This is a genomic window from Gryllotalpicola reticulitermitis, assembly GCF_042651345.1.
GTDB lineage: Bacteria > Actinomycetota > Actinomycetes > Actinomycetales > Microbacteriaceae > Gryllotalpicola > Gryllotalpicola reticulitermitis.
Window position 1 is genome coordinate 1,268,057 of the sequence record NZ_JBHSCN010000005.1, and the last position, 23,197, is coordinate 1,291,253.

26 protein-coding genes and 1 tRNA gene are annotated in these 23,197 nt (G+C 69.4%); 20 read left to right on the plus strand and 7 right to left on the minus strand.

The window, feature by feature from the left end:
• Positions 1-54: 54 nt before the first annotated feature.
• The 3 genes from ku (at position 55) to ACFOYW_RS13080 (ending at position 2,522) form a co-directional block, all read left to right on the plus strand.
• Positions 55-1,044, plus strand: a complete 990-nt coding sequence (ku, locus tag ACFOYW_RS13070) for a non-homologous end joining protein Ku (protein WP_390229507.1) — start codon at positions 55-57, stop codon at positions 1,042-1,044.
• Positions 1,045-1,052: 8 nt separating this feature from the next.
• Complete coding sequence (locus ACFOYW_RS13075) at positions 1,053-2,042, plus strand: EamA family transporter (protein ID WP_390229509.1); 990 nt, start codon at positions 1,053-1,055, stop codon at positions 2,040-2,042.
• Positions 2,043-2,141: 99 nt separating this feature from the next.
• Entirely contained in the window at positions 2,142-2,522 is a 381-nt protein-coding gene (locus ACFOYW_RS13080; RefSeq protein WP_390229511.1) for a VOC family protein, read from the plus strand.
• Between the two features lie 112 nt (positions 2,523-2,634).
• Here ACFOYW_RS13080 and ACFOYW_RS13085 read toward each other — a convergent pair whose 3' ends face one another.
• The 3 genes from ACFOYW_RS13085 to ACFOYW_RS13095 form a co-directional block, all read right to left on the minus strand.
• The gene (locus ACFOYW_RS13085) at positions 2,635-4,500 is read right to left on the minus strand and encodes a hypothetical protein (protein WP_390229513.1); all 1,866 of its coding nucleotides are present in this window, start codon (positions 4,498-4,500) and stop codon (positions 2,635-2,637) included.
• A gap of 110 nt (positions 4,501-4,610) precedes the next feature.
• Entirely contained in the window at positions 4,611-5,777 is a 1,167-nt protein-coding gene (locus ACFOYW_RS13090) for a hypothetical protein (RefSeq protein WP_390229515.1), read from the minus strand.
• Between the two features lie 77 nt (positions 5,778-5,854).
• Positions 5,855-6,574, minus strand: a complete 720-nt coding sequence (locus ACFOYW_RS13095; protein ID WP_390229517.1) for an SOS response-associated peptidase — start codon at positions 6,572-6,574, stop codon at positions 5,855-5,857.
• Positions 6,575-6,734: 160 nt separating this feature from the next.
• Between ACFOYW_RS13095 and ACFOYW_RS13100 the strand changes: the two genes are divergently transcribed.
• Positions 6,735-7,559 (plus strand): alpha/beta fold hydrolase, encoded by an 825-nt coding sequence (locus ACFOYW_RS13100; RefSeq protein WP_390229519.1) that lies wholly within the window; start codon positions 6,735-6,737, stop codon positions 7,557-7,559.
• A 13-nt stretch (positions 7,560-7,572) separates the two neighbouring features.
• Here the strand turns inward: ACFOYW_RS13100 and ACFOYW_RS13105 are convergent, their stop codons facing one another.
• Entirely contained in the window at positions 7,573-8,046 is a 474-nt protein-coding gene (locus ACFOYW_RS13105; protein WP_390229521.1) for a MarR family winged helix-turn-helix transcriptional regulator, read from the minus strand.
• Between the two features lie 78 nt (positions 8,047-8,124).
• Between ACFOYW_RS13105 and ACFOYW_RS13110 the strand changes: the two genes are divergently transcribed.
• The 4 genes from ACFOYW_RS13110 to ACFOYW_RS13125 all read left to right on the plus strand — a co-directional run bounded on the left by ACFOYW_RS13110 (position 8,125) and on the right by ACFOYW_RS13125 (position 11,451).
• Positions 8,125-9,087 (plus strand): zinc-binding dehydrogenase, encoded by a 963-nt coding sequence (locus ACFOYW_RS13110; protein ID WP_390229523.1) that lies wholly within the window; start codon positions 8,125-8,127, stop codon positions 9,085-9,087.
• A gap of 62 nt (positions 9,088-9,149) precedes the next feature.
• Positions 9,150-9,542 (plus strand): TIGR03618 family F420-dependent PPOX class oxidoreductase, encoded by a 393-nt coding sequence (locus ACFOYW_RS13115; RefSeq protein WP_390229525.1) that lies wholly within the window; start codon positions 9,150-9,152, stop codon positions 9,540-9,542.
• Positions 9,543-9,641: 99 nt separating this feature from the next.
• Positions 9,642-10,787, plus strand: coding sequence for an LLM class flavin-dependent oxidoreductase (locus ACFOYW_RS13120; protein ID WP_390229672.1), 1,146 nt, complete (start codon positions 9,642-9,644; stop codon positions 10,785-10,787).
• A 4-nt stretch (positions 10,788-10,791) separates the two neighbouring features.
• Complete coding sequence (locus tag ACFOYW_RS13125) at positions 10,792-11,451, plus strand: CE1759 family FMN reductase (RefSeq protein WP_390229527.1); 660 nt, start codon at positions 10,792-10,794, stop codon at positions 11,449-11,451.
• 427 nt (positions 11,452-11,878) lie between these two features.
• Here ACFOYW_RS13125 and ACFOYW_RS13130 read toward each other — a convergent pair whose 3' ends face one another.
• Positions 11,879-12,052: a hypothetical protein gene (locus ACFOYW_RS13130; RefSeq protein WP_390229529.1), complete on the minus strand. Its 174-nt coding sequence runs from the start codon at positions 12,050-12,052 to the stop codon at positions 11,879-11,881.
• A gap of 143 nt (positions 12,053-12,195) precedes the next feature.
• Here ACFOYW_RS13130 and ACFOYW_RS13135 point away from each other — a divergent pair, with 143 nt between their 5' ends.
• The 5 genes from ACFOYW_RS13135 (at position 12,196) to ACFOYW_RS13155 (ending at position 16,007) form a co-directional block, all read left to right on the plus strand.
• Positions 12,196-12,642, plus strand: a complete 447-nt coding sequence (locus ACFOYW_RS13135) for an FAS1-like dehydratase domain-containing protein (RefSeq protein ID WP_390229532.1) — start codon at positions 12,196-12,198, stop codon at positions 12,640-12,642.
• A 6-nt stretch (positions 12,643-12,648) separates the two neighbouring features.
• Positions 12,649-13,059 carry a MaoC family dehydratase gene (locus ACFOYW_RS13140; protein ID WP_390229536.1) on the plus strand — a complete coding sequence of 137 codons (411 nt, stop codon included), beginning with the start codon at positions 12,649-12,651 and terminating at the stop codon, positions 13,057-13,059.
• Positions 13,056-14,141 carry a UDP-N-acetylmuramate dehydrogenase gene (locus tag ACFOYW_RS13145; RefSeq protein ID WP_390229539.1) on the plus strand — a complete coding sequence of 362 codons (1,086 nt, stop codon included), beginning with the start codon at positions 13,056-13,058 and terminating at the stop codon, positions 14,139-14,141. The genes ACFOYW_RS13140 and ACFOYW_RS13145 overlap by 4 nt, the downstream gene beginning before the upstream one ends.
• 102 nt (positions 14,142-14,243) lie before the next feature.
• On the plus strand, positions 14,244-15,209 hold the full coding sequence (locus ACFOYW_RS13150) for an ATP-binding cassette domain-containing protein (RefSeq protein WP_390229541.1): 966 nt from the start codon (positions 14,244-14,246) through the stop codon (positions 15,207-15,209).
• Between the two features lie 36 nt (positions 15,210-15,245).
• A complete protein-coding gene (locus ACFOYW_RS13155) occupies positions 15,246-16,007 on the plus strand; it encodes an ABC transporter permease (protein ID WP_390229544.1) in 762 nt (253 codons plus the stop codon).
• A 27-nt stretch (positions 16,008-16,034) separates the two neighbouring features.
• Here ACFOYW_RS13155 and ACFOYW_RS13160 read toward each other — a convergent pair whose 3' ends face one another.
• Together ACFOYW_RS13160 and ACFOYW_RS13165 are read right to left on the minus strand one after the other, a co-directional pair.
• Positions 16,035-16,472 (minus strand): hypothetical protein, encoded by a 438-nt coding sequence (locus ACFOYW_RS13160; protein WP_390229547.1) that lies wholly within the window; start codon positions 16,470-16,472, stop codon positions 16,035-16,037.
• Between the two features lie 10 nt (positions 16,473-16,482).
• A complete protein-coding gene (locus tag ACFOYW_RS13165) occupies positions 16,483-18,117 on the minus strand; it encodes a PspC domain-containing protein (protein ID WP_390229550.1) in 1,635 nt (544 codons plus the stop codon).
• Positions 18,118-18,232: 115 nt separating this feature from the next.
• Here ACFOYW_RS13165 and ACFOYW_RS13170 point away from each other — a divergent pair, with 115 nt between their 5' ends.
• The 7 genes from ACFOYW_RS13170 (at position 18,233) to rplA (ending at position 22,788) form a co-directional block, all read left to right on the plus strand.
• On the plus strand, positions 18,233-19,234 hold the full coding sequence (locus ACFOYW_RS13170; RefSeq protein ID WP_390229553.1) for an ATP-binding protein: 1,002 nt from the start codon (positions 18,233-18,235) through the stop codon (positions 19,232-19,234).
• Positions 19,234-19,932, plus strand: a complete 699-nt coding sequence (locus tag ACFOYW_RS13175) for a LuxR C-terminal-related transcriptional regulator (RefSeq protein ID WP_390229556.1) — start codon at positions 19,234-19,236, stop codon at positions 19,930-19,932. The genes ACFOYW_RS13170 and ACFOYW_RS13175 overlap by 1 nt, the downstream gene beginning before the upstream one ends.
• Before the next feature lie 106 nt (positions 19,933-20,038).
• Positions 20,039-20,111, plus strand: a tRNA-Trp gene (locus ACFOYW_RS13180).
• A 41-nt stretch (positions 20,112-20,152) separates the two neighbouring features.
• Complete coding sequence (secE, locus tag ACFOYW_RS13185) at positions 20,153-20,428, plus strand: preprotein translocase subunit SecE (protein WP_390229559.1); 276 nt, start codon at positions 20,153-20,155, stop codon at positions 20,426-20,428.
• A gap of 62 nt (positions 20,429-20,490) precedes the next feature.
• Complete coding sequence (gene nusG / locus ACFOYW_RS13190; protein WP_390229562.1) at positions 20,491-21,429, plus strand: transcription termination/antitermination protein NusG; 939 nt, start codon at positions 20,491-20,493, stop codon at positions 21,427-21,429.
• A gap of 119 nt (positions 21,430-21,548) precedes the next feature.
• The gene (gene rplK, locus ACFOYW_RS13195) at positions 21,549-21,980 is read left to right on the plus strand and encodes a 50S ribosomal protein L11 (RefSeq protein ID WP_390229565.1); all 432 of its coding nucleotides are present in this window, start codon (positions 21,549-21,551) and stop codon (positions 21,978-21,980) included.
• A 118-nt stretch (positions 21,981-22,098) separates the two neighbouring features.
• Positions 22,099-22,788 carry a 50S ribosomal protein L1 gene (gene rplA / locus ACFOYW_RS13200; RefSeq protein WP_390229568.1) on the plus strand — a complete coding sequence of 230 codons (690 nt, stop codon included), beginning with the start codon at positions 22,099-22,101 and terminating at the stop codon, positions 22,786-22,788.
• Positions 22,789-23,197 lie beyond the last annotated feature (409 nt).

Consider the following 23,197-nt stretch of genomic DNA (forward strand, 5'->3'; position numbering starts at 1 on the left):
GTAGGGACCCGCCAGGGCTTGACGCGCGGCGGCCGCGCGTAGAGAAAGGACACTATGCGAGCAATCGGCAAGCGCACTATCTCGTTCGGTCTGGTCGCGGTGCCCGTGAAGATCTATACAGCCACGGAGGACCACGACATCGCGCTGCACCAGGTGCACGACAAGGACGGCGGTCGCATCCACTACGAGCGGCGCTGCGAGGTGTGCGGCAAGGTGATCCCGTTCGAGCACATCGACCGCGCATACGACTCGGGGGAGCGCACCGTTGTGCTCGACGACGACGACCTCGAGGCGTTGCCGGAGGCGAGCCGTGACGACATCGAGGTGGTCGAGTTCGTTCCGGACGAGCAGCTCGATCCGATCACCTTCGAGCGCAGCTACTACCTCGAGCCCGAGAAGTCGGGGGTCAAGGCGTACGTTCTGCTGCGCAGCACGCTCGAGCGCACGGAGCGCACCGCGATCGTGCGCTTCGCGCTGCGGAACAAGACGCATCTCGGCGCGCTGCGCGTGCACGAGGACGGGGTCATGGTGCTGCAGTCGCTGCTCTGGGGCGACGAGGTGCGCGAGGCTGATTTCTCGGTCCTGGGCCGGGCGCCCAAGGTGACTCCGAAGGAGCAGCAGCTGGCGGATTCGCTGGTGAAGAGCCTTGAGGGCGACTTTCACCCGGCTGACTACCGCGACGAGTACCAGGAGGAGTTGCGCAAGCTGATCGACGCGAAGCTCGAGAACGGCGACGCCGTCGACACGGCGGCCACCTTCGGCGAGGAGCCCGGCGCGGGCAGCGCGGGCGGCGCGGGCGATGAGCGCGGCGGCAGTGGAGGCAGTGGAGGAAGTGGCGGTAGCGGCAGCGACGACGGCGCTGAGGTCATTGACCTGATGGAGGCGCTGCGCCGCAGCGTCGATCGCAAGCGCGGCGCCACGACGTCATCGTCGGGAAGCGCGTCGACGTCGAAGAAGCCCGCGCCTAAGAAGCCCGCCGCCAAGACGTCGGCGCCCAAGAAGCCCGCGGCAGGGAAGGCCACTCCGAAGAAGCGCGCTGGCTAAGCTCGAGCGTGCTCATCGCGGTCTTCGTTGCCCTTGCGTCGGCCGCGTCGTACGGCGTCAGTGACTTCTACGGCGGCATCAGCTCGGCCCGCCTCCGCGTCGCCCCCACGTCGCTCATCGGCTATGGGTGCGCTGCCGTCACGGCGCTGGTCGCCCTGATGTTCGTGGGAGGGGACTGGAGTCTCGGCGCCGTCGGGTGGGGCGCGCTCGCCGGCGTGCTCTCGATCACCGGCACACTCCTCTTCTATGCGGCGCTGATCGCCGGTCCGATCAGCATCGGCGCCCCGATCGTCGGGACCACCGAGTCGGCGATCCCCGTGATCGCGGGCGTCCTGTTCGGGCAGCAGATGCCCGGGTTGGCGTGGCTCGCGATCGTGCTCGCCGCGGCCGGTGGCGTGCTCGTCTCGCTGCGCTGGGGGCCGGCGGGCACGATGACGGCACGTGCGGGCGTTCTGGCTGTCGCCGGCGGGGTGCTGTTCGGCTGTTCGATCCTCGCGCTGGATCGAGCGCCGCACGGCGCCGGCCTCATTCCCGCCGTGTTCATCGGTGTCGTCGGCTTCGCTGTGATGGCAGCGCTGCTCGGCACCGCGCGGCTGAGCGGGCGCGTGCGCCGCGTGCTGAACCTGCTGGACGGCATGGGTGGCACGGATGGCATGGACGGCATGGGTGGCACGGATGGCATGGGTCGCACGGACGGCACGGGTGGCACGGACAGCACGGATGCCGGTGGCGCCGGCTCCACGCAGGGGAGCCCCGGGCGAGGCATCCGTCACGCGCTCCCCGCTGTCGTCGCCGGCGTTCTGCTGGGCGGTGGCAATGTGCTGCTCGTTCTCGCTCTGCGCGCAGGGCCGCTCGCCGTCGTCGCGGTGCTGTCGGACCTCTACCCCGTAGCGGCCGTGCTGCTCGCGTGGTTCGTCGCGCGTGAGCGGCTGTCGCTGATGCAGTTCGCGGGGGTCGCGCTGGCGATCGGGTCGTCGGTGCTATTCGCCCTCGCGTAGTCCTCGTCAGGGGCGCCTTCCGGAGTCGTGTAATGAGGTTGTCTTCCGGCCACCGCGATGCGGGTGCATGCTGGCGCCGACACGAAAGGCAGGACCATCATGCTCACGTCAACGTATGCGTTCAGCGGTCTCGGCGTCTCAGATCTGACCGCCGCGAAGCACTTCTACGGTGGCCAGCTCGGGCTCGAGCTCGAGGAGGACATGGGCGGCCTCCGCATGCAGCTTCCAGGCGGTCAGTCCCTGTTCGTCTACTACTCGCCCGCCTTCAGCGCAGCGGGCTATACGGTGCTGAACTTCCAGGTGCCCGACATCGACGCCGCGGTGCAGGAGCTTACGGATGCCGGGATCCAGCTCGAGCGCTACGAGGGGATGCAGTTCGACGAACTGGGCATCAGCCGCGGCAAGGCCACGAGCCAAGGGCCTGACATCGCGTGGTTCCGCGACCCGGCGGGCAACGTGCTGAGCGTGCTCGAACCCTAGCCGGCAGGGGCGCCACTGCTGCCCGGGCCGGCACGGCCCGGCGTGGGCCGGCGTGGTCAGGCAGCCCGACCGCTGTTCCTGACCACGCCAGCCCAGTCAAGGGCTTAGCGCGTCACTGACGAATTGCGTCAGTGCGCTGGTCCTTGCGACGCAGCAGCAGGGCGACCGCGCCGGCGAGCAGCAGGGCGAGGGCCGCGAACAGTCCGCCCAGGATGTTCGTGCCGGTGGTGGCGAGCGAGCCCGCCATCAGGGCGCCCGCAGCGAGCGCGCCGCTCGCGTTCGACCACAGCGTGCCGAGTCCGGCCGCCGCGACTGCGCCGGCGTCGCCGACGAGAGCCGCCGGACTGACCGCGCCTGTCGTGCCCCCGCCGGTGGAGCCGCTGCCGGTTCCTGTGCCCGTCGAGCCGGTTCCCGTGCCGGGTCCGGTGCCGGTGCCGGTTCCGGTTCCGGTGCCGGTTCCGGGGCCGGTGCCGGTACCCGTGCCCGGGCCGGTACCCGTTCCAGGGCCGGTACCCGTTCCCGTGCCGGGGCCGGTACCTGTTCCGGTACCCGGACCTGTCCCTGTGCCGGCCGCGCCGAGAACATCGACGAGGACCGGGTCGAGCAGGCCCGTCTTGCCGGTGACGTCGCTGCTCACGACGCCGAGGGTGGCACCGATGGGGTCGCCCGATTCGAGCGCGGGGCCGAGATCGGCGACCGTCGTGCCGAGGCCGGTACCGGCGTCGTCGATGGTCTTCGCGGCATCCGTGCCGGCGTCGGTCACGGCGGTGGCGATTGCGCCGGTCGTGCCACCGCCGGACTCGAGGTCCCCGAGCAGCGTGTCGGCGTTGCCGACGGCGTCGCCCACGAGACCGCCCTGAACGATCGCGCCGTCGCCGACGACGTCGTCCACAGCCGAGTTGTCACCGGTCACGTCTGCGATGGGGGAGCTGTCCCCCGTCAGCGGCGCGAGTGCGCCCGTATTGCCGAGCAGCGGGTCGACGATGGGGTCGCCGACGGCGGTGTCGAGCGGGCCGGTGCCCGCGGCGGTGATGTCGCCGAGCAGATTCCCGTTGTCGGTCACCTGGTCGACCGCGTTGCCGCTGCCGAGCAGGTCGTCGACCACGCCGCTGTCGAGTGCGCCCGTCACCGGGTCGCCGCCCGCACCTGAGCCGGTGCCTGCGCCGGTGCCGGTGCCTCCGGTCGCCGGGGTGCCGGCGCCGAGGACATCCGTCGCCGCGTCCTTCGTCAGACCGGTCGTGCTCACCGCTGCCGCAGTGTTCGTGCCCGCGTCGGACACCGTCTTCTGCACGTCGCCGACCACATCGCCGCCGCTCAGCGCGTCGGCGACGGTCTGCCCCGCGTCGGTGCCGGCGTCGCTCACGAGTCCGCCCGCGACCTGCGTGTTGGTGTTGTCGGCCGCGTCGCTCACGGTGGTCGCCGTGTCGTTGACGACTCCGTTCACGGTCTTACCGAGGTCGGAGGCGGCCGGGCTGCCGGTCGCGAGGTCGCCGAGCACGGAGTCGCCGTTGGCCGCGGCGTCGCCGACGAGGCCGCCCTGCACGAGGTCGCCGTCGCCGGCGACCGAGCCGAGGCCTGAGCCGCTGCCGACGGCGGAGCCGACCACATCGCTTGCGGCGGTGGTGCCGGTGAGAGCGTCAGCCGTAGCGGTGACCGGCGCGGCCGCAGCCGGGATGGCCGTCTTCGCGCCCGTCACGGGCTCGACCACGTCGTTGCCGACGGTCTGGTTGATGGGGCCGCTCGCGTCGGTGAGGTCCGTGAGAGGGGTGGCAGCGGCGGTAGCTGCCGCGGACGGCGCCGCGACGGGCACCGCAGCAGGCACAGCTGCCGCGGCGGGCACAGCAGCTGCGGCAGGTGCCGCGGCTGTGTTGGAGGACGTGCCGCTCGTCGTCGCGGCGTTTGCCGCGGCGGCGCCGGCGAGGGTCAAACCCCCGAGGGCGACTGCGAACCACAGTGCCCTGGCGGTGTTAGCTTTCATGGTTACAACTCCTTGACTGGGTAGGAGGAGTCGCCCGTGATTCAGGCGACCCGGGGTGCGTCTGTCCGCCACACGTTCACCGCGGGGGTGAGGGGCGGACGTCGGCCTACCTAGTCAGGCGTCGAGTCGTGCTCGAAGACGGGCGACGCGGGCAGCGCATCGGATGCCTCGAGCACGGAGTTCCCCGCCGACAGCGGGGTCAGGAAGTCATCGGCCGGCACAGCGGAGACCGCAGACGGGAATCCGTTGCCGCCGGAGCGGCCGCCGCTGAACGCGGCAGAGCTCGCCGCCACGACGGCCGACGCAGGGGACCCGGGAAGACCGCCGGGGAGGGCAGGTGCCCCGGGCAGGCTGGGCGCAGTGCCGGCCGTGGCGGCCTCGGTCGGCGCGATCGTGTCGGTCGCGGGCGGTGCCGTCGCGCCGGGGAGGTCTGAACCAGCCCCGATCGGGCTCGCAAGCGCGCGAGTCGTGGTGGGGAACGGGCCGAAGACACCGGTCTGCGACGCGCCGGCGGGCTTCGCTGTCGCGGGCGCCGCCGATACGCCGGGCGAGTTGGGGACGACGGATGCCTGCGGCGCGATGCCGGTGTCGGGCGCCGGCCCGCCGAGCACAGGGCTGACGAGCGCTGGGCCGACGGCCGGAGCCCCTGGCGCGACCGGCGGTACGCCCGGCGCAGCACCGGTGGTCACGGTCGTTGCCGGCGGGAGCGAATTGCTCCCGGGCTGGAGCGCTGAGGTGACCGGCTGGAGTGCGGACGTGACCGGCTCGAGCGAGGAGGTCACGGGCTGGAGTGCAGAGGTCACGGGCGCGAGCGAGGAGGTCACCGGCTGGAGCGCCGACGTGACCGGCTGCACTGCCTGGGTCACGGGCGTGAGCGCGGTCGTGATCGGATGCACCGCGGTCGCGACGCTCGTCGTGACGGGGGCGATCGCATGGGCCACTGGCGCCACGACTGCGGTCGTTGTCGGGGCGACCGCGCTCGTCACGTCATGAACTGTGCGCGTCGCGACGTCGACCGTCTGGGCCACCGGATGCGTCGTCGGCACCGGACTCAGCGCCGTGGCGAGCGGCGCGGTGACGTCGTGCACCGTCTTTGCGACGGGCGCGTAGCGGGCCTGGTGCTCGTGATGACTCGGCGCAGTGACGGTCTCGGCGTGGGCCGCGGACGGCGCGAGAGCCTGCGACAGGACGAACAGCCCGCCGCCGAGAGCGGCGGTCACGATGGCGGCACGAATCGTGGCTTTGAGCCACGACGGCGTGCACCGATCGGCGTCCACGAGTCCCCCAAGATCGAGATGATCGCGCTCACCGTACCTCGAATGGGGGCGGTGATCAACGGGTGACCAACGGATGGTCAACGGGATTCATCGAGTTCGATCGGCTCGATCAGCGTTGCATCGTCCGACTTCGCGGTTCGCACGTTGTTCACGCGCCGGCTCACGGGGTGGCTCGTGATCGTCTGCGCGACCCGTTCGCTCTCGGCCATCAGCTCGTCGACGAGCTCCGCTGGGCTGGCCGGATGCTCGGGTGAGATCCATCGCTCGAACAGCTCGCTGTCGAGCGGGATGAATGCAGGCATCCGCTCGTGCACCTCGCCGCTCGCATCTCGCGCCTCGCGCGTCACGATCGTGAAGGTGTGGGTCCAGCTGCCGTCGGCTTCCTGCTTCCCTGCGTAGAGCGCGGCGGCGGCCAGCGGCTGGTCGCTGTGCAGCAGGATCGGCTGTTTGCCGCCATCAGCCGCCTCGTACCACTCGAAGTAGCTCGTCTGGGGCACGACGGCCCGCGAGCTGTTCAGCGCGCCGCGCCACATTCCGGTCGTCAGCTTCTCGATGCGGCTGTTGATCGGCCGCGGCTGGCCGGGCCGCATCCACGCGGCATCGAAGCCCCACGTGACGATCTCGATCCGGCGCACCGGGTCGCCGTCGCCCTCCGCCGGTCGCGCGTGCAGAAGCGGCGCGGTCTCGCGCGGTGCCACCGTGTAGGCGGGCATCCAGGTACCGACGAGGTCGAGGTCGACGGAATAGGCCTCGGCGAGTTCCGACTGCGTGAGCACCGTGCTGAAGCGACCGCACATGACGGCGAGCATACGTCGCGATCGCGGGCCGGGGAGAGCGTTCGGGAGCCGGAAGGTAAACCTTTCGTTGGATGATTGCGGGCCGCTCACGGCGAGAGTAAGCACCAGATAATGCGTCCCCGGCGCTCGAAGTCGCCGCGCAGATCGAGAGGAGCGACATATGCCCACGATCACGACCTCCGACGGCACGGAGATCTTCTTCAAGGACTGGGGCGCGGGCCAGCCCATCGTCTTCAGCCACGGCTGGCCGCTCTCGTCCGACGACTGGGACGCGCAGCTGATGTTCTTCGTTCAGAACGGCTACCGAGTCGTCGCCCACGACCGCCGCGGCCACGGCCGCTCGGCGCAGGTCAGCGACGGGCATGACATGGACCACTACGCGGACGACCTCGCGGCCGTCGTCGAGCACCTCGACCTGCACGACGCCGTCCACGTCGGTCACTCGACCGGCGGCGGCGAGGTCGCGCGCTACCTCGCCCGTCACGGCGAGAGCCGAGCGGCCAAGGCTGTGCTGATCAGTTCGGTTCCGCCGCTGATGGTCCAGACGGACGCGAACCCCGGCGGTCTGCCGAAGAGCGTCTTCGACGACTTCCAGGCGCAGACCGCGCAGCGCCGCTCGTCGTTCTATCGAGAGGTCGCGTCGGGCCCGTTCTACGGCTTCAACCGCGCGGGCACGGATGCTGACGAGGCCATCATCGAGAACTGGTGGCGGCAGGGCATGACGGGAAGCGCGAAGGCGCACTACGACGGGGTCGTGGCGTTCTCTCAGACCGACTTCACAGAGGACCTGAAGAAGATCACCATTCCGGTGCTCGTCATGCACGGGGATGACGACCAGATCGTGCCGTACGCCGACTCAGCGCCGCTCACGGCGAAGCTGCTGCAGAACGGCACGTTGAAGACCTACGCCGGTTTCCCGCACGGCATGCCGACGACCGAGGCCGCGACCATCAACGCCGACCTGCTCGCGTTCATCGAGAGCTGATCGCGCAGGCGACTCACTCTGCGCCGGGCGGCGGCGCGGCGAAGCGGACTCGGGCGAGCATCCGCTCGAGCAGCTCCTGCAGCTGCCGCTGCTCGGCGCCGTCGAGCGCGTCGATGAGCGGCATCATCGCCGTGCCGATGGTCGCGCGCGTACTGAGCGCCAGCTGCGCGCCGTCGGGCGCGATCGTGACGCGCACGGATCGGCGGTCGCCGTCGTCCGGCACGCGCTGCAGCAGGCCGCGCTTCTCGGCGCGCAGGACGAGGCCTGACAGCGTCGACTTCTCAAGGCCGAGCAGCTCGGCGAGCTCGCTCATGCGCAGGCGGCGGTCGCGCAGGATCTCGATCGCCCGCAGCTGCGTCAGCGACAGGTCGTTGTCGGCTGCGGCTTTGCTCAGTACGGCCATGGTGGCGAAGGCGATCTGAGCGAGGGCGTCGATGACGTCATCGTCGTCAGCGGCGGCGGCGGCGGCCGGCTGGGCGAGTTTCATGGCCGAAGACTAGTTGATTTAGTTCGCGACACCAACTAAAGTAGTTCGTAACACGAATTAGATTGAACGGAGTCACCCATGAAGGCCGCCGTCGTCACCGACTTCTCCCTCCCTCCCCGCTACGACGAGTTCCCCGAGCCGACCGCATCGGGTGAGCACGAGCTCGTCGTCGACGTCCTGGCCGCAGGCCTGCACCCGCGCGTGCGATCGCAGGCCTCCGGTTCCCATTACACGAGCACCGGCAGTCTCCCGATGGTGCCCGGCGTCGACGGAGTCGGCCGCGACGAGCGGGGCCGTCTGCGCTACTTCGTGCTCGACGAGCCCACCCTCGGCGCCATGGCCGAGCGCACCGTGATCGACGCGCGACGCAGCATCGTGCTGCCCGACGACGCCGACCCGGTGCAGATTGCGGCGGCCGTGAACCCCGTGCTGTCCTCCTGGCTCGCCCTCAAGAACCGTGCCGGGTTCCAGCCCGGTCAGAGCGTGCTCGTCCTCGGAGCGACGGGCAGCGCGGGGCGGATGTCGGTGCAGGTCGCCCGGCATTTCGGTGCAGGCCGCGTGGTCGTGGCGGGGCGCAACGCGGAGCGACTGGCGCTGGCCGCCGCAGCCGGCGCGCAGGCATCCGTCTCGGTGCTCGGCGACGACGACGCCGTCGCCGACGCGATCGCGCGCGAGGCCGCCGACGTCGACGTGGTGCTCGACTACGTGTGGGGCCCGCTCACCACGCTCGCGATGACCGCGCTCATCACCGCGCGACCCGACCGCGGCAAGCCGCTCACGTGGGTCGAGATCGGCTCGGTCGGCGGCGGAACGGCAGGGATTCCGTCGGCGGCGCTGCGCTCGTCGAAACTGTCGCTCGTCGGCAGCGGCCAGGGCTCCGTCGGCGCAGCCGAGATCGTCGCCGAACTGCCCGCCATGGCGGCAGCGATCGCGGCGGGCGACTTCTCGCTCGACGCCACGACCGTGCCGCTCGCCGAGGTCGAGCGCGCGTTCGCGGACCCCTCGCTCGTTGAGGCGCGCGTCGTGATCGTGCCGCGCTGACCTAGCGTTGATCGAGTGACGATGCGTCGCGCAATCGGTGACCGACGAGAAGAGACTGCCTGATGACCCTGCCCGACGAACTGCTCGCGCTCCTCAAGACCCGAGCCGTGTGCTACCTCGCGACGACCATGCCCGCCGGCTCGCCCCAGCTCACGCTGACCTGGGTCGACACCGACGGCGAGCACGTCGTCATCAACAGCGTGCTGACGTACCAGAAGGTTCGCAACGTGCAGCGGGACCCGCGCGTCTCGGTGGCGATCTCGAGCCCCGACGACCCGTCGTCGTACTACCAGGTGCGTGGCCGGGTGATCGACGTGACCACCGACGGGGCCGTCGACCACATCGAGGAGCTCTCGCAGAAGTACACCGGCAAGCCCTACCCGTGGTGGGGTGGTCGCGACCAGACCAGGGTCAAGCTGGTGATCGAGGCGGCGAGCATCAGCGGTCAGCACTGACGCAGGAACGCCTCTGCCGGGAATAACGCGCGCTGCACCTCAGTTCCATGCAAACGTATGGAAATCAACGGAGGTAATGGAGTCATGACTTCTCAGCCCATGCAGTTTGGGGTCTTCTCGGTGAGCGACATCACTCCCGACCCGACCACTGGCATCACGCCGAGCGAGAGCGAGCGCATCAAGGCCGCGATCGCGATCGCGAAGAAGACCGAAGAGGTCGGCCTCGACGTCTTCGCCATCGGGGAGCACCACAACCCGCCGTTCTTCTCCTCATCGCCGACCACCCTGCTCGCCGCGATCGCGGCGCAGACCGAGCGGCTTCTCGTCTCGACGGCGACCACGCTCATCACGACGAACGATCCGGTGAAGATCGCCGAGGACTTCGCGATGCTCCAGCACGTCTCCGACGGGCGCGTCGACGTGATGCTCGGCCGCGGGAACACGGGGCCGGTCTATCCCTGGTTCGGCCAGGACATCCGTCAGGGCATCAACCTCGCGATCGAGAACTACGCGCTGCTGCACCGCCTGTGGCACGAGGACGTCGTCGACTGGGAGGGTCACTTCCGCACCCCGCTTCAGGGCTTCACCTCCACGCCGCGGCCGCTCGACGGGGTGCCGCCGTTCGTGTGGCACGGCTCGATCCGCAGCCCCGAGATCGCCGAGCAGGCCGCGTATTACGGTGACGGATTCTTCGCCAACCACATCTTCTGGCCGAAGGAGCACACCGAGCGCATGATCGCGCTCTACCGGCAGCGGTTCGCGCACTACGGCCACGGCGCCGAGAAGGACGCGATCGTCGGCCTCGGCGGCCAGGTGTACCTCGCGAAGAACTCGCAGGACGCGAAGCGCGAGTTCCGCCCGTACTTCGACAGCGCGCCCGTCTACGGTAACGGCCCCAGCCTCGAGGAGTTCACCGAGATGACGCCGCTCGCCGTCGGCAGCCCGCAGGAGATCATCGACAAGACCCTGAGCTTCCGCGACTACGTCGGCGACTACCAGCGCCAGCTGTTCCTGCTCGACCACGCGGGGCTGCCCGTCGACGCCGTGCTGAAGCAGCTCGACCTGCTCGGCGAGGAGGTGCTGCCCACCCTCAAGAAGGAGTTCGAGGCGCGACGCGCCCCCGGAGTGCCCGACGCGCCGACCCACGCCGCCCTCGTCGAGGCCGCGGGCGGCTCCCGCGAGTTCCGCCCCGGCGAGAACCGCGGCGACAATCTCACCGCAGGCTCCCCGTACCAGGAGGCGTGAACACATGACCGAGCCCACGACCACCCCCGCTGTATCCACGAAACGCCTCGCCGTCGTCTCTGCAGGCGTCGGCGCGCCGTCCTCGACGCGCATGCTCGCCGACCGCCTGACGGCCGCGGCGAGCGAGGCGCTCCGCGACGAGTTCGGCACCGAGGTGCAGGCATCCGTCTTCGAGCTGCGCGAGCTCGCGAAAGACGTGACGAACAACCTCGTGACCGGATTCCCGAGCCCGAAGCTCGCCCAGGCGATCGAGACCGTGGCCGGCGCCGACGGACTGATCATCGTGACCCCCGTCTTCAACGCCTCGTTCAACGGGCTGTTCAAGTCGTTCCTCGACGTGATCGAGCCGAGTGCACTGACCGGGCTGCCGACGCTCATCGGCGCGACCGGCGGCTCGCCGCGGCACTCGCAGGTGCTCGATTACGCGATGCGTCCGGTGCTGACGTACATGCACGCCGACGTGCTGCCGACCGGCGTGTACGCGGCGACCGAGGACTGGGCAGGGCACTCGGATGCCGGGCTGCCGAGCCTCCCCGATCGCATCGCTCGGTCGGCCCACGAGTTCGCCGCACGGGTCGCCATCACCGACCGCTCGACGCGACTCGCCGACCCGTTCGCCCTCGACGGGTCCTTCTCGGTGACGGGCGGATTCTCCGCCGAGTAACGCCGGAAGCTGTGCACAACTCGCCGAATGTCAGTGGTTCAGGGCACTCTGCCTGGGGATGAAATTGTGGGCAATCTGTGTTGAAGCCTGTGGAAAGAGCAGCGTCCATCACTTTGCGCAGAAACACCACATCTAGTGGCATGACAAAGGTGTAATTCCCGATATATAGTGTTCCTACCGCATCCGCGGAAGAGGTTCTCACTCAGAGCACCTCGCCACACAGGCTTCGAATCGAGGGGGCAACCATGGACTACGAAAGCAACGACACCGTCGGCGGTTACGCGGTTCCCGTCGACCCGATGGACCTGCTGCAGTGCGACAGCTGCCAGTAGGCACCGCGTCATAACCGACACGGCCGCAGACATTGTGTCTGCGGCCGTTTTGTCGTCTTGGCGTGGGGCGACTGATCAGGGTGCGCGAGCGAGGCTCAGTGCTCCGCGTCGGGGTCGCCGGCACCGAACGCAGTGAGCAGGCGCTCGGCGACGCGATGCCAGTGCTCGTTGCTCTGCTTCTGCTTGGTGTAAAGCGCCTGCTGCTGCAGCTCGAGCAGCCAGTCCGCGTACTCGCGCTCTTCCGTCTCGGACATCGTGTTGCGGGTCATCACGCCCTCTTTCCTCGTGGCCTGTTCGTGTCTCCAGAGTGACGCGGACCACCGACATTCATCGGCGCCGATCGGCCGTCGCGGTCGGCGCGGCCGCGGGGCTCGCGGGCGGCCGCTCACCGACGGGCGGTTAGGCTTCTCGGGTGCCGATCAATCCCGACCTCCAGGGCCGCACGCTTCCTCCGACCGCGCCATATCTGGTCGGCCGCGAGAAGGTCCGCGAGTTCGCTCGCGCCGTGTTCGCCACGAATCCGATCAACCTCGACCCGGAGGCCGCACGCGCCGCAGGCTACGCCGACGTGGTCGCGCCGACGACGTTCCCGATCGTGATCCAGCAGCTCACGCTCGACCAGCTGCTCGCCGAGCCCGAAGCGGGCATCGACTTCAGTCGCGTCGTGCACGGCGATCAGCGCTTCAGCTATGCGCGCGCGATCGTCGCCGGCGATGAGCTCACTGGCGAGCTGACCGTCACGAGCGTCAAGTCGCTTGCGGGCAATTCGATGGTCACGGCCGAGACCGTCATCACGGACGCGGCGGGCGAGCATGTCGTGACTGCGATTTCGACTCTCGTCGTGCGCGGGGAGGACTGAGAACGGATGTCTGACACCCTGACCGTCGGCGACATCGTCGCCACCGCCGCCGTCCCGCTGACCCGTGACTCGCTCGTGCGCTACGCCGGTGCGTCCGGCGATTTCAACTCGATCCATTACCGCGACGACATCGCCGCCGCGGTCGGCCTGCCGGGCGTTCTGGCGCACGGCATGCTCACAATGGGGCTCGCGGTGCAGCCCGTCTCCGACTGGCTCGGCGACCCGGGCCGCATCGTCGACTATCAGGTGCGATTCACGCGCCCGGTCGTCGTCGACCCCGAGTCCGGCGCCGAGATCGGTGTCGTCGCCAAGGTCGGCAAGCTCGATGACGAGGCGGGTCAGGCGCGCATCGACCTCACCGTCACGGTGGGCGAGCAGACCGTGCTCGGCAAGGCTCAGGTCGTCATCCGCCTGTGAGTGACGTGACGAAGCAGCCGGGCGCAGCGATTCCGGCCCTCGCGGAGCTCACCACCCTGCGTGTCGGTGGTGTTCCCGAGCGACTCATCGCCCCGACGACGGGGGCCGAGCTGATCGAGGCCGCGACCGGTCTCTGGTCGAGCGATGAGGCCTGGGCGATCCTGGCGGGCGGATCCAACACCGTCGCCGCCGACGACGGTTTCGACGGCACGGTGCTGCACGTCGTGACGCGCGGTATCGAGCGCCTCGACGCGCCGACCGGTGAGGTACGGCTGCGCGTGCAGGCGGGCGAGCCGTGGGACGACGTGGTTCGCTACGCCGTCACGAACGGCCTCGCGGGCATCGAGGCACTGAGCGGGATCCCTGGCTCCACCGGCGCCGTGCCCGTGCAGAACGTCGGCGCGTACGGGCAAGAGGTGAAGAGCGTGCTGGTGGCGGCCGAAGTGCTCGACGCCGACTCGCTCGAGGTGCGCCGGCTCGAGGCATCCGATCTCGCGCTCACCTATCGCAGCTCGATCTTCAAGCACGGCTACGAGGGCCTCATCACGGCGGTCGAGCTGAGACTCGCGCAGGCCGGCGCGGATGCCTCGGCGCCCGGCAGCCCGGTCGCATACCCCCAGCTCGCCGCAGCTCTCGGAGTGGACCTCGGCGCACGCGTGCCGCTCGAGGCGGCGCGCGAGAGCGTGCTCGCGCTGCGCCGGTCGAAGGGCATGGTGCTCGACGCCGACGATGCCGACTCGGTGAGCGCCGGCTCGTTCTTCACGAATCCGATCGTGCCCGAGGCGGTTGCACGTCAGCTGCCGGGCGACGCTCCGCGCTGGGCGGTCGCGGCCGATGATCAGCCCGATGACGGCCCGGCACTCGTCAAGCTCAGCGCCGCGTGGCTCATCGAGCACAGCGGCATCTCCCGCGGATTCGCGCTGCCAGGCTCGCGCGCAGCGGTCTCGGGCAAGCACACGCTCGCACTCACCAACCGTGGGGGAGCGACGGCGCGCGAGATCCTCGAGCTCGCGACGTTCATCCAGGCGCGCGTCTCGAACGACTTCGCGATCAACCTGCAGCCCGAGCCGACCTTCCTCTAGCTCGCTCGCTCGCTCGGCCGACTGCTGCGGCGCTCTTGCGTCCCCGGGGCCGTCTCGCTATCTTGAACGCGATATATCGCGATATAGCGAGAGGAACCCACCATGATCCACGCCCGCGGGCTCGCCCGGAGCTTCCAGACCCGACGTGGCCGAGAACGCGTCGAAGTGCAGGCCGTCAAGGGCGTCGACCTCGACGTCGAGTCCGGCGAGATCGTCGGATTCCTGGGGCCGAACGGCGCCGGCAAGACGACGACGCTGCGCATGCTCACGACGCTGCTCACCCCGACCCACGGCACGGCGACGGTCGCCGGCCACGACCTCAAGACCGACCCGGTGGGGGTTCGCCGGTCGATCGGCTACGTGAGTCAGAGCGGCTCGACGGCGATGTCGGGCGTTCACGCCGGCGAGGAGGTCGTCGACCACGGCGCGATGTACGGCATCGAGCGCAGCCGCGTCGAGGCCCGCGGGCGCGAGCTGTTCGGTCAGTTGGACCTCGACGGCCTCTGGGACCGGGAGCCGAAGACCCTCTCGGGCGGCCAGCGCCGGCGTCTCGACATCGCGATGGGTCTCGTGCACGACCCGAGCCTGGTGTTCCTCGACGAGCCGACGACGGGCCTTGACCCGCAGGCGCGCGCGAACCTGTGGGTGCATATCGCGAGCCTCCGCGACCGCCTGGGCACGACGGTGTTCCTCACGACCCACTATCTCGACGAGGCCGATGCGCTCTGCGATCGCGTGCTCGTCATCGATCACGGCGAGATCGTCGCCGCAGACACTCCCGACGCGCTCAAGCGGCAGGTCGCCGGCGACCTCATCGAGCTCGTGCTCGGCGACCCGACTCACGTGAGCGTCGCGGCGCAGCAGCTGGCGCGCATCACGTCGGATGCCGCGACCGACGTCAACGGCGGCGTCGTCTCGGGGCGCGTCGCCAGCGCAGGGACGGAGCTCCCCGGCCTCCTGCGCTCGCTCGACGCCGCCGGTGTCGCGCTGGCGTCGATCGAGGTGCGCCGCCCGACCCTCGATGACGTCTTCCTCACCATGACGGGCCGTTCGCTCCGCGACGCCTGAGACCCCGACACCGCCTCAGCCCAAAGGACCACAGCTATGACCGCCCTCGCCGCAACCGCCATCGTCTACCGCCGCCAGCTGCGCCAGAACCTGCGCAACCCGGTCTGGATCATCATCGGGCTCGCGCAGCCGATGCTGTACCTCGTGCTCTTCGGCCCGCTGCTCAAGCCGCTCGCGGCGCAGATCGGCACGACGAACGCCTACACCTTCTTCGTTCCGGGCCTTCTGCTTCAGCTCGGACTCTTCGGCGCCCTGTTCGCGGGCTTCGGCCTCGTGTCGGAATGGCGAGAGGGAGTGGTCGAGGCCGAGCGGGTCACACCGGCTCCGCGCACGACGCTGCTGCTCGGTCGCGTGCTGCGCGACGTCTCGCTCGTGGGGGTCCAATCGGTGATCCTCATCGCCCTATCGTTCGCCTTCGGCCTGCGGGGCTCGATCGGCGGGATGATCCTGGGTGTCGTCATCACGATGCTGCTCGGCGGGGCGTGCTCGTCGGCCTCCTACGCGCTCGCCCTCTCGACGAAGAGCGAGGACGCGCTCGCGCCGATCCTCAACAGCATCGCGCTGCCGGTGATGCTCCTCTCGGGCATCATGCTGCCGATCAGCACGGATTTCGGCGCACCGAAATGGCTCGTCGTGGTATCGAACATCATTCCGACGAAATACATCGTGAACGGACTGCGCACCGCCTTCACGGGAGACATCCTGGTGAATCCGACCCTGTGGGCGGTGTTCTGGGCGATCGTCTTCCTGATCGTCGGCCTCTGGATCGGAACCCGCACCTTCCGCCGCGACGCGTAGCCGCGCGACGCTCGTGCCGCCGCGTTGCTAGGCGCGGGGGCGCGTCGCGGCGCGGAGTGCCGCGATGAGGCCCAGCACCAGCAGCAGGGCGCCGATCGCGAACGCGGCGACGATGGCCCAGCCGCCATCGTTGAGGGTGAGGATCCAATCGCTGAAAGCCGAGCGCCGCTCGTGCGACTGCATCGTCCACAGCGCGAACCACCCGCTCGCCACGAAGACCAGTCCCCAGATGATGCCGCCCCAACGGATCCGGGGCGTGGTGCGCTGAGGCGCCTTCCCCCACTGGCTCAACCATGCCGGCTCGGCCTCGGGCAGCGCGGCGGCCGGCTGCGCAGCATCCGTATTGGGAACCTGATCGGGCTCCGGACCGTCACCGCGCTTGGGCGTCTCAACGGGCTTGGGAGCCTGACCGAGCCCGAAGTCCTCGAGCTTCGCGGTCGGCTGTTCGCTGGTGTCGTCGCTCATAGTCCTGTCCTCAGTCGAGATAGCCGTGGCCGCTGTTCGGCCGAGCGCCGCCGCCGTCATATACGTAGACGGCTCCGCGCCCCTGCGTGATGTCGATGACGAGCTCGGGGGAGCCGCCGTTGGTGTTGCTCCACGTGCGTTGCGCGGTACGGCTGCCGGCACCGGAGCCGACCGCGACCTCGCGCGGCCGGGTGGTCGTGCCGTCAGCGCCGAGCTGAACAGAACGGATGCGTGAGCCGGCGCTCGTGACGCGGACGTGCGCATCGACGCCGTCTCCGACATAGACGGCCACGGCACCGAAGGTCTGCGTGACGTGGATCGTGCGCGTGCCCCCGCCGAGATCGGCCGCGGCCGCATCGACCTCGATCTGGCCGGCGAACTGGCTCACCGAGGCGTCCCGGTCGGCCCGCAGCTGCGTGAAGCCGGCGGCGGAGTCGTGTACCGGCCACCCGAACGACCCCAGCCCGATCACGACGGTCACGATCGCGAGGGTCGCGAGGGCGCCGCTGCGCCGCCGGGCGATGCCCGCGACGACCATCCCGAGCCCGATCACCATCAAAGCGGTGGCGAGACCGATCGGGGCCGCGTAGCGGGCGAGCCCCGCGTCGGCGGCCGCGACGGTGCCGGCGATGCCGCCGGCGACCAGAGCCGCGCCGAGCACCAGGGCGACGACCCAGCCGGCCGCCCGCGGGTTGGCGGCAGCCCGTACGCGGCGGCGTTCGGCGGCTTCGGCCGCGTATGCCTGGGAACGGGCGCGCGACTCGGCGCTGCGCGCCGTCCGTTCCGACTGCGAGGCGGCCCGTTGCTGCTCCTGCCACGCGGCGTGCTGTTCGCGCCACGCGGCGTACTGCTGTCGCCACCTGGCCAGGTCGTCATTCACGGGCGGCGCCCCGGGCGCCTCCGTGCCGGGAGCACCGGTATGGGTCGTCGTCGGCGACATCGTCGCCGTCGTCTCGGTCGTGCCGTTCGGCGTCGTCGTGAACGCGGCGGTGCCCTCGGCTGCCGCGGCGGCTCCCGCAGATCCCGCAGTCCCCGATCCCGCAGGCCCCGATCCGGCAGCCCCCGATCCGGCATCCGTGTATCCGGCATCCGTCGATCCTGCCGGCGCCGGCGCTGGCGCCGACCCGCGGGGCCGACCGAACGGTCGACTGCCCGGGGGCGCATTCCGGTACCGGATCCCGAGCCAAACAAGGAACCACACGATCGCGGCGACGATCGCGAGGTTCCACAGCACGCGCAGCGCCTCGGCGGGCGCGGCGAGCCACCACACGGCACCGGTGATGTGCCCGCCGAGCCACCACACACCCTGCGTGAAGGGAACGAAGGTGAGGGCGACGAGAACGGCGATCGCGATGAGCGGCGCGTCGAAGATCCCGCGCAGCATCCGCTCGAGATGGATCTCGCCGTGCGTATCGGGCAGCAGCAGCCACGCAACCGCATAGAAGAACAGTGCGGGGCCGCCGAGGATCGCGATGACGACGGCGATGCCGCGCACGATCAGCGGGTCGAGCCCGGTGCGAAGGGCGATTCCGCCGCAGACGCCGCCGGCCCAGCCGTCGGCGCGCGCGATGCCGAGGCCGCGCAGCCAGGTGAAGAACCTGTTGGATTCTGCGGGGCGCGGCGAAGATGATGTCGGTTCACTCACACGTCAATGGTCCGGGCGGCTGAGCGAGCGCACCATGCGGGGACGCCCTGACCGCACCCTGAAATCCGCCGATCCACGGCTCAGGGTCGGGCGCCGGAGTGCTTTGATTCCCTACGTGACCTCCCTGCCCGCCCCGCCGCGCCGCGCACCTCTGCTGCGCCCCCGCGACTGCGTCGTCGGCGGCGTGAGCGTCGGCCTCGCGCGCCATCTCGGCTGGTCGGTCGAGAGCGTCCGGTGGCTGTTCGTGGTCACGAGCCTGCTCGGCGGGGCGGGGGTCCTCTTCTATGCGTGGCTCTGGGCGACCGTGCCGGTCGAGGACGGCGAGACGGATGCCTCGACCGCGACCCCCGTGCGCCACCGCATCCCGCTGCGCTGGCTCGGCGTCATCGTGTGCGCGGTCGGTGCGGTCGTGATCCTGCTCGCGTGGGATCGCACGGGCGGCGTCGTGTCGGGCCTGCTGCTCACTCTCGCGGTGCTGCTCGCCGCGGTGGGGGTGTTCGGCCCGTGGGGGCTCCGGCTGTGGCGCGAGCTCAGCGCCGAGCGCACCAAGCGCGTGCGAGAGGAGGAGCGCGCAGAGATGGCCGCCCACCTGCACGACTCGGTGCTGCAGACCCTCGCCCTGATCCAGAATCGGGCAGGCGCGTCGAGCGAAGTGGCGCGCATCGCCCGCGCCCAGGAACGCGAACTGCGCGAGTGGCTCTATGCCGGCGTCGGCACGGCGGACAGCGACCTCGCCACGGATCTCAAGGACTACGCCGCGGCCCTCGAACTCGACTACTCGGTCCGGTTCGAGGTGGTGGTCGTCGGTCAGACGAGCGAGCGCTCGAGCGGAGAGCTCGCGGCCGCCGCGCGCGAGGCGATGCTCAACGCTGCGCGCCACGCCGGCGGAGAGGTCTCCGTGTACATCGAGACGGCGGACGGCTCGGTCGACGTGTTCGTCCGCGATCGAGGACCGGGGTTCGATCCCTCCGCGGTTCCGGAGGACCGCCTCGGCGTGCGAGAGTCGATCATCGGGCGGATGCGTCGCGCCGGCGGCGCGGGGGCCGTGCATGCGGGCGCGGGCGGCACCGGCACCGAGGTCCACCTGCACTTCGAGCCCAGCCGGAAGGACGAGTGATGAGCGACGCCGCAGCGCCTGGGGATCGGAACGCCGCAGTGCCTGCCGATCGGGTCACGGTCGTCGTGGTCGACGACCACTCGATCTTCCGCTCCGGCCTGCGCGCCGATCTGGACGAGACCGTGCACGTCGTGGGTGAGGCCGGCGACGTCGATACGGCGATCGCGGCGGTCGCCGAGCACAGGCCGCAGGTCGTGCTGCTCGACGTCCATCTGCCCGGCGGTCACGGCGGCGGGGGTGCCGAGGTGATCCGCCGCGCTGCCCCCACGGCGCTCGGCACCCGCTTCCTCGCTCTGAGCGTCAGCGACTCCGCCGAGGATGTCGTCGGCGTCATTCGCGCGGGCGCTCGTGGGTACATCACGAAAGGCAGCTCGGGCACCGAGGTGAGCCGGGCGATCGCGACGGTCGCCGGCGGGGACGCCGTGTTCTCACCGCGCCTCGCGGGCTTCGTGCTCGACGCGTTCGGCGCGGTGGCGGGCGAGCAGGCCCAGACCGACGAGGAACTCGACCGGCTGTCATCGCGCGAACGCGAGGTGATGCGGTTGATCGCGCGCGGATTCTCGTACAAAGAGGTCGCGGCTGAGCTCTTCATCTCGATCAAGACGGTCGAGACGCACGTGTCTGCCGTGCTGCGAAAGCTTCAGCTCTCGTCGCGCCACGAGCTCACCGCCTGGGCGCTTGAGCGGCGCTTGCTCTGAGCGGCGTCGATCTCGTTTTGCGCCCCTCTCCCGCCTCGCCTAAACTGTCCAGAGCAGTCGAAACCTGCAAAGCTTTTCCGTGCCCAAAACACCGCAGGTTTCTCATAGGGCGGTGGCTCAATTGGTAGAGCAGCGGTCTCCAAAACCGCAGGTTGCAGGTTCGAGTCCTGTCCGCCCTGCAAGCCGGCGCTGACGCGTCGGCCCGTGAAAGGTGAGCTGAGTGGCCCGAAAAATCGTCGACGAGCCCAGCGAGGACGTCGTAGCGGTAGCGAAGAGGCAGCGCGCAGAGCGCCGCAACCCCTTCGCTCGCGTCGCGCTGTTCTTCCGTCAGGTAATGGGCGAGCTGCGCAAGGTCGTCACTCCGACGCGCGGCGAACTTCTCAGCTACACCGGTGTCGTCCTGATCTTCGTGATCATCATGATGGCCCTCGTGTTCGGCCTCGACCAGCTGTTCAGCTGGCTCGTGCTGCTCGCGTTCGGCAAGCCGGGTTCCTGACTTTCACGGGTGGCGGTCCGCGCGGTTGTGTGGGCCGAGTAACAGAAATGGATTGGTGACCAGTGGCTAAGAGTGAGCGCGAAGACGTCGATTGGGCGACGGCTGCAGAGCAGTCGGCCGAAGACGACGAGGCGCAGACGGGCAATGTCCTCGCGTCCGACGAGGCAGACGTCGACTCGGCTGAGCGCGAGGCGCTGCACGTGAGCGGCGACGACGAGGGCGACGCCGTCGACCTCGACGCCGTGCTCGACGCGATGGTCGAGTCCACCGATTCCGAGGCCGATGAGGTCGTCGACGAGGCACTCGACGTTTCGACCGCAGAAGACGCGGAAGCCGCCGTTGAGGCACTGGAAGACGCCGAGGAAGAGGAAGCCGAGTCCGAGGCAGACCCCTACGAGGCCTTCAAGGTCGAGCTGCGCACCAAGCCGGGCAAGTGGTACGTCATCCACTCCTATGCCGGGTTCGAGCGTCGGGTGAAGTCGAACCTCGAGAACCGCATCCAGTCGATGGACGTGCAGGACTACATCTTCCAGATCGAGGTCCCGATGGAAGACGTCGTCGAGATCAAGAACGGCCAGCGCAAGATGGTCACGCGCGTGCGCATCTCCGGCTACGTCCTGGTCCGCATGGACCTGAACGAAGACAGCTGGTCGGTCGTTCGCCACACGCCGGGCGTCACCGGCTTCGTCGGCAACGCGCACAACCCGACGCCGCTCCGTTTCAATGAGGCGTTCGAGATGCTGAAGAGCCTGGTGCAGGTCGAGGCCGCTCCGGCGGGCCGCCCCGGCGCCAAGGGTTCGAAGCCGGCGACGCGCGCGATCCCCGCCGAGGTCGACTTCGAGATCGGCGAGACCATCACCATCAAGGAGGGCTCGTTCGCGGGCCTGCCCGGCTCCATCAGCGAGATCAACACGCAGAGCGGCAAGCTCACCGTGCTCGTCTCACTGTTCGAGCGCGAGACCCCGGTCGAGCTCAGCTTCGACCAGGTCACCAAGCTGTAAGCGGCACTCAGCCACTTCGTCTAAGATTCCACGGTCCACCGCCGGCGACCGCCGCGCGGGAGAGCGCGCGCTCTGCTTTCACGCAGCCAGCGCCCACTCGAAGAGAAAGAAGGAAAGCTATGGCTCCCAAGAAGAAGGTCACTGGTCTGATCAAGCTTCAGATCAAGGCCGGCGCCGCGAACCCTGCTCCGCCGATCGGCCCCGCGCTGGGTCAGCACGGTGTGAACATCATGGAGTTCTGCAAGGCGTACAACGCTGCCACCGAGGCGCAGCGCGGCAACGTCATCCCGGTCGAGATCACCGTCTACGAGGACCGTTCGTTCACGTTCGTCCTCAAGACCCCGCCGGCCGCTGAGCTCATCAAGAAGGCCGCGGGCGTCCCCAAGGGCTCCGGCGTTCCCCACACCAACAAGGTGGGCAAGATCACCCGCGACCAGGTCCGCGCCATCGCGCAGGAGAAGCTGGTCGACCTCAACGCGAACGACCTCGACGCCGCCGAGAAGATCATCGCCGGCACCGCCCGCTCCATGGGCATCACCGTCGACGCGTAACGCACCCCGCTGACTGGCGCGCTCGTCTGGCGCGCCATGAAGCCAGCACTTCAGCACATCCCTTTCGTGGCAGCGCCGGCCAGGCGCGTAGACCACCATCTCTGACGAGGAGAACAACATGGCACAGAAGTCGAAGGCCTATCGGGCCGCGGCCGACAAGATCGAGGTCGGCAAGTTCTACACCCCCAACGAGGCCGTCACGCTCGCACGCGAGACCGGCTCGGCGAAGTTCAACTCGACCGTCGAGGTCGCGCTGAAGCTCGGCGTCGACCCGCGTAAGGCAGACCAGATGGTGCGCGGCACCGTCATCCTGCCGCACGGTACGGGCAAGACCGCCCGAGTCATCGTGTTCGCGACCGGAGCGGCGGCCGAGGCTGCTATCGCGGCGGGCGCTGACGAGGTCGGCGGCGACGAACTGATCGAGAAGGTCGCGGGCGGCTACACCGCCTTCGACTCCGCGGTCGCGACGCCCGAGCTCATGGGCAAGGTCGGCCGTCTCGGCAAGGTTCTGGGGCCGCGCGGCCTCATGCCGAACCCGAAGACGGGCACCGTGACCCCGAACCCGGCGAGGGCCGTGGAAGAGATCAAGGGCGGCAAGATCGAGTTCCGCGTCGACAAGCACGCCAATGTGCACTTCGTCGTCGGCAAGGCCGGGTTCTCGGCCGACCAGCTCGCTGAGAACTTCAAGACCGCCCTCGACGAGGTGCAGCGTCTCAAGCCGGCGGCTGCGAAGGGCCGTTACATCCAGAAGGGCGCCGTCTCGACGACCTTCGGCCCGGGCATCCCGCTCGACGTCAACGCGCTGTAAGCACCGGTTTCTCCCTCGAAAGGCCCGCCCCTCGGCGGGCCTTTCGTCGTCCCTGGACGAGAATTTGCCTCGCTTTTGGGGCGACACGCCCGGGCCGCGGGCCCGATTTGAACGTTGGCGGGCGGGGACGTAAATTACTTACTTGTCACCCCAAAGGTGCGGCTGAGCCGGTCGGCTCGCCCCCTCAAGCAGTGACAATCTTCGGCTTCTCAAGCCCGCCCCAATTTGGAGAGCGTCGCTTGAAATGCTAAGATAGACAGGTTGCCTCGGAGAGGTGCTGGCCGGTTGGTCAGAAGAATCCGGATGCGTATGGTCTTTGAGAACTCAACAGTGTGCACATTGTCAATGCCAATTTCCTGGTGTCGCATCGTTTGGTGTGGTGTTGGGGTTGTTGGTTTTTGATGTCAGC

Bases quoted from the DNA above. Each gene is read 5' to 3' on its own strand.
- ku (WP_390229507.1), top strand. From the start codon at position 55: ATGCGAGCAATCGGCAAGCGCACTATCTCGTTCGGTCTGGTCGCGGTG.
- ACFOYW_RS13080 (WP_390229511.1), top strand. From the start codon at position 2,142: ATGCTCACGTCAACGTATGCGTTCAGCGGTCTCGGCGTCTCAGATCTG.
- ACFOYW_RS13085 (WP_390229513.1), bottom strand. From the start codon at position 4,500: ATGAAAGCTAACACCGCCAGGGCACTGTGGTTCGCAGTCGCCCTCGGG.
- ACFOYW_RS13095 (WP_390229517.1), bottom strand. From the start codon at position 6,574: ATGTGCGGTCGCTTCAGCACGGTGCTCACGCAGTCGGAACTCGCCGAG.
- ACFOYW_RS13100 (WP_390229519.1), top strand. From the start codon at position 6,735: ATGCCCACGATCACGACCTCCGACGGCACGGAGATCTTCTTCAAGGAC.
- ACFOYW_RS13105 (WP_390229521.1), bottom strand. From the start codon at position 8,046: ATGAAACTCGCCCAGCCGGCCGCCGCCGCCGCCGCTGACGACGATGAC.
- ACFOYW_RS13110 (WP_390229523.1), top strand. From the start codon at position 8,125: ATGAAGGCCGCCGTCGTCACCGACTTCTCCCTCCCTCCCCGCTACGAC.
- ACFOYW_RS13115 (WP_390229525.1), top strand. From the start codon at position 9,150: ATGACCCTGCCCGACGAACTGCTCGCGCTCCTCAAGACCCGAGCCGTG.
- ACFOYW_RS13120 (WP_390229672.1), top strand. From the start codon at position 9,642: ATGCAGTTTGGGGTCTTCTCGGTGAGCGACATCACTCCCGACCCGACC.
- ACFOYW_RS13125 (WP_390229527.1), top strand. From the start codon at position 10,792: ATGACCGAGCCCACGACCACCCCCGCTGTATCCACGAAACGCCTCGCC.
- ACFOYW_RS13130 (WP_390229529.1), bottom strand. From the start codon at position 12,052: ATGACCCGCAACACGATGTCCGAGACGGAAGAGCGCGAGTACGCGGAC.
- ACFOYW_RS13140 (WP_390229536.1), top strand. From the start codon at position 12,649: ATGTCTGACACCCTGACCGTCGGCGACATCGTCGCCACCGCCGCCGTC.
- ACFOYW_RS13150 (WP_390229541.1), top strand. From the start codon at position 14,244: ATGATCCACGCCCGCGGGCTCGCCCGGAGCTTCCAGACCCGACGTGGC.
- ACFOYW_RS13155 (WP_390229544.1), top strand. From the start codon at position 15,246: ATGACCGCCCTCGCCGCAACCGCCATCGTCTACCGCCGCCAGCTGCGC.
- ACFOYW_RS13160 (WP_390229547.1), bottom strand. From the start codon at position 16,472: ATGAGCGACGACACCAGCGAACAGCCGACCGCGAAGCTCGAGGACTTC.
- ACFOYW_RS13175 (WP_390229556.1), top strand. From the start codon at position 19,234: ATGAGCGACGCCGCAGCGCCTGGGGATCGGAACGCCGCAGTGCCTGCC.
- rplK (WP_390229565.1), top strand. From the start codon at position 21,549: ATGGCTCCCAAGAAGAAGGTCACTGGTCTGATCAAGCTTCAGATCAAG.
- rplA (WP_390229568.1), top strand. From the start codon at position 22,099: ATGGCACAGAAGTCGAAGGCCTATCGGGCCGCGGCCGACAAGATCGAG.